The organism is Sphaerisporangium corydalis, assembly GCF_025506355.1.
Classification (GTDB): domain Bacteria; phylum Actinomycetota; class Actinomycetes; order Streptosporangiales; family Streptosporangiaceae; genus Sphaerisporangium; species Sphaerisporangium corydalis.
Genome location: NZ_JANZYP010000011.1, coordinates 157,689 through 163,998 on the forward strand (window position 1 = coordinate 157,689; position 6,310 = coordinate 163,998).

The 6,310-nt window shown below is 68.3% G+C and carries 7 protein-coding genes; 3 read left to right on the top strand and 4 right to left on the bottom strand.

Features of this window, described 5'->3' with window-relative positions; genetic code table 11:
• Positions 1-55: 55 nt before the first annotated feature.
• Positions 56-682 (top strand): TetR/AcrR family transcriptional regulator, encoded by a 627-nt coding sequence (locus tag NYZ98_RS11140; RefSeq protein ID WP_262842526.1) that lies wholly within the window; start codon positions 56-58, stop codon positions 680-682.
• A 13-nt stretch (positions 683-695) separates the two neighbouring features.
• On the opposite strand, the gene NYZ98_RS11145 is transcribed toward NYZ98_RS11140, so the two are convergent.
• Positions 696-1,493: a Uma2 family endonuclease gene (locus tag NYZ98_RS11145; RefSeq protein ID WP_316249557.1), complete on the bottom strand. Its 798-nt coding sequence runs from the start codon at positions 1,491-1,493 to the stop codon at positions 696-698.
• A gap of 86 nt (positions 1,494-1,579) precedes the next feature.
• Positions 1,580-3,169 carry a hypothetical protein gene (locus NYZ98_RS11150; protein WP_262842527.1) on the bottom strand — a complete coding sequence of 530 codons (1,590 nt, stop codon included), beginning with the start codon at positions 3,167-3,169 and terminating at the stop codon, positions 1,580-1,582.
• Between the two features lie 362 nt (positions 3,170-3,531).
• On the opposite strand from NYZ98_RS11150, the gene NYZ98_RS11155 reads away from it, so the two are divergent.
• Positions 3,532-4,152: an ATP-binding protein gene (locus NYZ98_RS11155; RefSeq protein WP_323802294.1), complete on the top strand. Its 621-nt coding sequence runs from the start codon at positions 3,532-3,534 to the stop codon at positions 4,150-4,152.
• Positions 4,153-4,201: 49 nt separating this feature from the next.
• Here NYZ98_RS11155 and NYZ98_RS11160 read toward each other — a convergent pair whose 3' ends face one another.
• Both NYZ98_RS11160 and NYZ98_RS11165 read right to left on the bottom strand, forming a co-directional pair.
• Complete coding sequence (locus NYZ98_RS11160) at positions 4,202-4,801, bottom strand: hypothetical protein (RefSeq protein ID WP_262842529.1); 600 nt, start codon at positions 4,799-4,801, stop codon at positions 4,202-4,204.
• A 203-nt stretch (positions 4,802-5,004) separates the two neighbouring features.
• Complete coding sequence (locus NYZ98_RS11165; RefSeq protein WP_262842530.1) at positions 5,005-5,376, bottom strand: hypothetical protein; 372 nt, start codon at positions 5,374-5,376, stop codon at positions 5,005-5,007.
• Between the two features lie 218 nt (positions 5,377-5,594).
• Between NYZ98_RS11165 and NYZ98_RS11170 the strand changes: the two genes are divergently transcribed.
• On the top strand, positions 5,595-6,272 hold the full coding sequence (locus NYZ98_RS11170) for an HAD family hydrolase (RefSeq protein WP_262842531.1): 678 nt from the start codon (positions 5,595-5,597) through the stop codon (positions 6,270-6,272).
• The last annotated feature ends 38 nt before the right edge of the window (positions 6,273-6,310 follow it).

Sequence of the window (6,310 nt, forward strand, 5' to 3'; positions counted from 1 at the left end):
ACCCGTCGTCGGCCGACCGGCCCGCCGCGCCGGTCCATGAGCGAAGATCAACGCAATGAGCACACCGACTGATCCGCCCCCCGGTCTACGGGAACGCAAGAAGATCAAGCTGCGCCGCGCCATCCAAACCGCGGCCCTGCGCCTCTTCGAGACCCAGGGCTACGAGCACACCACCGTCGAGCAGATCGCCGAGGCCGCCGAGGCCTCCACCACCACCTTCTACCGATACTTCCCCACCAAGGAGGACGTCGTGCTCGACAACGACGCCTCCCCTCTCTTCGAAGCCACCGTCGCGACACGGCCCGCCGACGAGCCCTTGACCGCGACCATCCGCGCCGCCATGGGCGCGGTCGTGGGCGCCGCAGAAGCCGACCGTGACCTGACCCTCGCCCGTATGCGGCTCGTCGCGACCGTCCCGGCCCTCGAAGCCCGTTACGCCGGCGAGGATCGCAGGACCATCGACCTGCTGGCCCGCCTGCTCGCCAACCGCACCGGCCGCCCCGCCGACGACTACCAGCTCGAACTCATCGCCTTCGTGCTCGCCGGCGTCCTGTTCACCGCCTCCCGCCGATGGGTGGCCGAACAAGGCGCCACCCCGCTCGCCATCCTGGTCGACCAAGCCCTCACCATCATCGAACCCCTCCTGACCACGCTCGAACACCCCACCCGGACACTGCCATGACCTGGATCTCTTCTCACCCGAGAAAGATCCCGGTGTCGAGATCGAAGTCGATGGGGAAGGGGAGCCGGAGAGGCTTGCCCATGGTCACCCGGGTGACGGTCTGGTACGAACCGTGCTCGGGGTCACTGAGCACGGTCACCGAGGGCGGCCCGTCCTCAGGATCGATCACGAGCATGACCGGCACTCCGCCGCGCGCGTAGATATCCGGCTTGTCCTCCCGGTCCTCCCGAATGCTGCTGGGCGACACGACCTCCGCCACCATGAGCAGCCCGGACGAGAGCAACTCACGGTCACCCCAGCGGGGGCATTCAAGGGGAGCGAGCACCAGGTCGGGGATGATCGGATCATGCGGGCCGTCGATGCAGACGTCGACGTTGCCGGTGAACGCGTCCCACCCGTGTTCGTCGATGAGGGGGAACAGAGCACGACAAAGGCGCATCGCCGAACGGCCGTGTTCGGGGGTGCCCATAGGGCTCACGATCATTCTCCCGTTGATGATTTCGGTGCGGAGGGGCAGGGGTGGCAGCGCATCGAAGAGTTCCCGCGGAGTGCTGGGGAGCGGCGCGTTCTCGGTATCCGGGATAGGCGCCAGCATGGCGTGTGACCTCCTGCCAGGTGCCGGGCGGAGCTGCGTACTCCTGCCGCTCGCAGCGCCGGCGTCGGCCATGTCCGGCGCCTCGGGCGTGGGCGTGGGTGCCGGGTGGGGGGCCGGCACGACGTCGGCGGCGGTATCGGTCGGGCTTTTCGGTCCAGAACCGTCCTCCGGGGGCGCGCCAGGCTTCGTGCGTGACTTTCGCGATGTCATGACCATCGTTCCTGCCTCTTCGTGATTGTGTGGACACACTGAGTATCCCAGTGTTGACAGCACGGACACGTGGTCCGGGATACGGGTGGGGTCTAGCGGGTGGCGGTGGAGGTGATGGCCAAGGTGTGAAGTTCGTCGTCGAGGGTGCGGACGTGTTTGTTGTCCGCCCAGGGTTGGAGGCGCGCGCGGGCTTGCCGTACGGAGTCGGCTAGGCGGTTGGAGGAGTGCTGCGTGGTGAGGCGCGCCGCTTCACGGAGTGTGTCGGCAGCCGCCGGGATCTCACGTTTCCGGATGAGCGCGTCGGCGTAGTAGACGAAGGTTTCGCCGCGCGCGAGCTTGCGTGCCTGCGGCGCCGCCAGTGCCGCCTCGACAGCCCTGATCGTTTCCTCGGGTCGGCCCAGGGCGAGCATGCAGTAGGCGGTGTTCTTACGCACCCCGTTGGCCGTCCACCAGTAGAGATACGCGGGGTCGTTCTCGTTTCTGGGGCGCTGGATGGCGGTTGCCGACTGATCGAGCGCGAATTCACTCGCTCGTCGCTCACCCGTGCGCGCGAGAACGCGAGCGAGGTCTGTCGCATGGACCGATGCCAGTAAACCGCTTCCGCTCTTCCGCACCCACTCCCGTGCGGCGAAGATGTGGTCCAAAGCGAGCCCCGTCGAGCCCTGGCGGAGGTACATATGGCTCAGGCAGTCGTGGAGATAGCCGATCAAGGCGGCATCGGTTATCTGATGGGCGGCCGTGAGGGCGTCCTGGTAGCGGTGCTTCGCCCCTGGGTAGTCCAACAGGTCGAAATGAAGCCACCCGGAGAGCTGGCTCAGATCGGCGTAGGTGCGTATAAGGCGGTCGCGCAGGCCAGGACTCAGAGATTCCCGGCGCAGGAAGCCGGCGACCAGATCTCGTTGCGATTCCACGATCGGCAGGACCGTCTCAGGGCCGAACTCGTCGTCCAGGCGGCGGCAGCGGGCGGTCAGTTTCTCGACGACGGCGACGGTCTGAAAGTCCACGTGGCCGGACGTTCGTACCGCGATCGCCAGTCGGTCTTTCTCGGTGGGAGACAGGTGGCGGAGCAGGGCGAGGGCGGGGATGCCGCCTAGGGCCAGAGCCAGTTCGAACAGCAGGTCACGTCGCTTCACATCGGCCTCCTCGGCGGCGAGGGCGCGGAGCAGGGCGGCGCAGTCCGCCGGAGCGGGGCTCGGAGCATGTCCGTCTGTGCGCACTCCTGGTCGTTCCATCGTGACATGTCCCGCTTTGGAGGCCGGGATGTGACGAGGCCTGTGGGTGTCGAGGTGACGATGGTCCGTATGGTCAATGAGGTCGCGGTCGCGAACGGTGTAAGACGCGTATACCTGGTCGGCGACAAGGCGCCGGGCGGTGGTCCGGTAGATCTGGGCGAGGATGGTCAGGGCTCGCGCCGAAGGCCGTTTTCCGCGCGACGGCCACGTCTCGTAGTCGTATAGCCGGCCTTCCCGCAGGCAAGCGGTTCCGGCCGGGTCGAGGTCGTTGAACGTGGCCACGACCTCGGCCGCCGTCCGGCCGTAGGAAAGGCGGTGGAGGCGGAGCGGGCTGACGTCGTAGAAGGCCGCGAAGATGTCCGCGACCTGGTCATGGCTGAAGCCCTTGGCGCGGAGAGTCGCGCTGCGACGCCGACAGTCGAGCAGTACGCGATAACCCTCACCGGACACCGTGAGGCCCCCTTGTCAGAGTGACGTCCGAACACCTGTTCTCACTTAAAGTACACGACCGGCTACGCAAAATGACGGCTGATTCGAAATCTCGACCGTGCGGAGAGGCTGTGGTCCTCGCAAGAAGGATCATCGCTGGTGAGGTGAGGTCTTCCCGACCCGGGCGGTGGGTGGGGGGTGGGTGGAATCGTGTGCTGGGTTGGGGGGTGGTCGCGGTTGTTTGGTGGGTGTCTGGGCAGGTCAGGGAGGCCGTTGGCGGGGTCGGTGTGATCGGGTGAGTTAGGGGTGCGCGGGGGGAGCCGGGCGGACGAGAGTTCTGGCCTGTCCATTGCACCCTCGTCTCCCGGCAAGGAGGTGGGCGGATGACCGCCGACCCCAGCACTCTTCCTGTTCCCGACCCCCAGGCTCTCTCCGGTCCTGATTCCTGCCCTCGTCCCGGTTCCGGGGGCGGTGCGCTGTTTGGGCTTGCGCCGCCTCGGCTTGAAGGGCTGGTCTGGCGGCGGGTCTTTACCGGCACGCTGGACCAGGTGCCGCAGGCTCGTCGGTTCGTCCGATTTCTGCTCAAGGACATCGCATGCGTGGACGTGGCCGAGCTGGTCGTCTCCGAGCTGGCCGGGAACGCGCTGTGTCACACGCGCAGCGGACATCCTGGCGGGTGGTTCATGGTGGAGGTGGTGCTGGGCGCAGGGAACGGGCGTGGGGACGGCCCCGCCGACGTCCTGATCACGGTGCATGACTGTGGAGGGGGTGGCATCCCCCGGCTCGCCGGTCCCAGCCGGACCGCCGCCGAGGGCGAAGACCAGGGCGGGCGCGAGGGCGAGTACGAGGACGAGAGCCAGGGCGAGGACCAGGATCAGGGCGAGTACGAGGAGGGCGGGCGCGGGCTGGTCGTCGTGGCGGGGGTGGCGCGCAGGACGGGCTTTCAGGGCGCTGCCATGACCGGGCACCGGGTGTGGGCCTTGCTGGCGGACGACACTGGGTGAGGCTGGTCGGGCGGTGGGGCCGTCCGCGCCGGTGCCCGTCGGACGGGGGTCAGTTGGTCGTGGTCAGGCCGGTGGCGATCTTCTTGAGGAGGGATTCGACGGCTTTCGGGGGGCCGACCTCGTCGGCGTAGCCGGGGCTGAGCATGATCTCTACGCGGCGGTCGCGGCCCAGGCTCATGTAGAGGGTAGGTGTGCCCGTGCCGCCGTCCTCGCCCACGAATTGCCGGCGTATCAGGCCTTTTCGTCCCCAAAAGGTCACCTCCTTGGCCTTGCCGTCGTCGGTGACGATGTTCCAGGCCTTGTCCGGTAGTTCGATGGAGCGCCCTTCGTAGACGTAGATCTCCACGCAGTAGGAGTGGTCGCCCTCGGCGCCGGTCTTGTTCCACGCGGTCGCGAACTTGTCGCCCCAGTTCACCGACCACTTCGACCACCGCAGCTTCGCCGGCAGGTAACCGACGCGGATGTTCTTGAAGGTCCGCCCGTCGCCGAGGTCGCCGAGGTCGGGGTGCGTGGGGGTGAAGGTCACTCTCGGTCTCGGGGCGGGGGAGGACGGTTCCACTTCGGCCTGGTCGGTGGTGCCGGGTCCGGGTGTGGCCGGCCCTCCTGGTCTGACCACGGGCGTGGTGACGACGGCCGGACGAAGGATCACACCAGGTCCTCGGCGTCTTCCCTGATGCCGCAGGTCAGGTACGCGAACCGCAGCAGCCCGGTCCCCCGCGCGGCGACGAACGCCGCGAACGGGTCGCCGTCCTCGGCGTTCACGCTAGTTGGTCCGATCTCATGCCTGTTCAGACAACCGGGAGGGGTGATGGGTTGCCCGGATGCGGGGACGGGAAAAGCCGGGCGGGGGTTCTAGCGGGCGTGGCCGAGGAGGACGCGTTCCCAGAGGCGTTCGGCGTCGGGGTACCGCATGTGGTCGGTCTCGGTGATCCTCGCGCGGTGGTTGAGGGCGCTCGGGCGTTGCGCGCGGCGGATCCAGGCCAGGCCGCCCCCGGTCATCAGGTAGTAGACGGTGAGGCGGCATTCGCACGTCCACCGCAGTTCGCGGGTGCGGGCGACGTAGTAGGTCGCGGTCCGCCAGTCGATGAGGTTCGCGGGCTTTCCGGCCGGGCGCTGGACGTGCGGCGCGTGGTCGGCGTGCCCTTCGGACGCGCTCAGGAGCGTGTCCAGCCGCCTGCTCACGTTCGCGTACGCCCGGTCGTGCCGGGACAATTGTTCCGTCACCGGAGTGGCAGTCCTCTCCGTGAACAGCAGGGGAACTCGGCTCCTCCCATGCACCGGACGATAAACGTCCGGCTTGTCCCAGCTGAAGCATGATGCTCGAAGTTGCTTCATGATCGGACCACTGGGCACATGGGTGGCGGGGGTCCCACAGGTGTCGACCTGGGGTCCCGTATGGTCGCGGGGCCGTGGCCAGGTTCGGACAAGTAGGGTCGAATGCCATGGGCGAGCAGGGAGTCGACGTGGTGCGGGCGCTGGTGTTCGATGTCGGGGAGACGTTGATCGACGAGACGCGGATCTGGTCGCGGTGGGCCGATCGGCTGGGGGTCTCGCGGTTCGTGATGCTGGGGGTGCTCGGCGGGATGGCCGCGCTCGACCGGTCGCATCGGGACGCGTTCCAGGTCGTGCGGCCGGGGATCGACACCGACGCCGAGATCGAGCGGTGGCGGCGGGACGACCCCGAGGGGTTGCGGGAGAACTTCGACGGCGACGATCTCTACGCGGACGTGCGGCCGGGGCTCGCGGCGCTGAGGGACGCCGGGTACCAGCTGATCATCGCGGGTAACCAGCCGCCGCAGGCCTATGACGCGCTGGTCGCGATGGATCTGCCGGTCGACGCGATCCACACCTCCGCCGGGTGGGGGTTGAGCAAGCCCCAGCGCGCGTTCTTCGACAAGGTGGCCGCCGTCGCGGGGCGGGAGCCGGGCGAGATCCTCTACGTCGGGGACCGGCTGGACAACGACGTGCTGCCGGCCCGCGCGGCCGGGATGCGCACGGCGTTGCTGCGGCGCGGACCGTGGGGGTACCTGCACGCCGAACGCCCCGAGTCCCGGCAGGCCGACGCGGTCATCGACACCATCCCCGACCTCCTCACGCTCCTGGCCGAGGGCCGCCTCTGATCTCGTCAGGGTTTGTGGGGGTGGGGTGGAAGGGGTGG

Excerpts from the sequence above, each read along its gene's own strand:
- NYZ98_RS11140 (WP_262842526.1), top strand. The coding sequence starts at position 56 with ATGAGCACACCGACTGATCCGCCCCCCGGTCTACGGGAACGCAAGAAG.
- NYZ98_RS11145 (WP_316249557.1), bottom strand. The coding sequence starts at position 1,493 with ATGGTCATGACATCGCGAAAGTCACGCACGAAGCCTGGCGCGCCCCCG.
- NYZ98_RS11155 (WP_323802294.1), top strand. The coding sequence starts at position 3,532 with ATGACCGCCGACCCCAGCACTCTTCCTGTTCCCGACCCCCAGGCTCTC.
- NYZ98_RS11170 (WP_262842531.1), top strand. The coding sequence starts at position 5,595 with ATGGGCGAGCAGGGAGTCGACGTGGTGCGGGCGCTGGTGTTCGATGTC.